This is a genomic window from Rhizobium sp. BR 317 (assembly GCF_047445835.1).
GTDB classification, from domain to species: domain Bacteria; phylum Pseudomonadota; class Alphaproteobacteria; order Rhizobiales; family Rhizobiaceae; genus Rhizobium; species Rhizobium paranaense.
Genome location: NZ_JARWLB010000194.1, coordinates 1 through 663, shown reverse-complemented (window position 1 = coordinate 663; position 663 = coordinate 1). Strand labels below are relative to the sequence as shown.

At 56.5% G+C, this 663-nt stretch carries 1 protein-coding gene; it reads left to right on the top strand.

The annotated features are described in order from the left end of the window. Nucleotides 1-663: AAA family ATPase (locus tag QD357_RS32745; protein WP_414126155.1), on the top strand; the 663-nt coding region annotated here is incomplete at both ends.

Below are 663 nucleotides of genomic sequence, written 5' to 3'. Positions count from 1 at the left end.
AGCTATCCCTCGATGGCCTCGGCCCGTCGCCAGATCTTGGAAACGCCGGGCGGCGCTCCTACACGTTGGAACAGATCAACGAGCTACGCCAATATCTAGCTGGAGCAAGACCGAAAGAGGCGAGCAGATTTTGGCCGCGCCGGCGCGCCGGTGAAAAGCTTCAAGTTATCACGGTCGCCAACTTCAAGGGCGGTTCCGCAAAGACGACGACGTCGGTCTACCTTGCTCAAGGCCTCGCCTTGCAGGGGTATCGAGTTTTGGCGATTGACCTCGATCCACAGGCGTCTCTCTCAGCTATGTTCGGCTATCAGCCGGAATTMKATGTGGCAGAGAACGCGACTCTGTATGGCGCTATTCGATATGACGACCAGCGGGTGACGATGAAAGATATCGTTCGGTCGACCTACTTTACTGGAATCAGCATTGTCCCCGGAAACCTCGAACTCATGGAGTTCGAGCACCAAACTCCGCGCTACATGCTACAGAACCGTGGCCGGCCGGAGGACTTGTTTTTCCGTCGTGTCGCCGGCGCGATTAGCCAAGTCGAGGACGATTTCGACGTCGTCGTTGTGGACTGCMCTCCACAGCTCGGGTTCTTGACGATGGGCGCGTTGAATGCTGCGACTGGAATGATCGTCACTGTTCACCCTCAAATGGTAGATG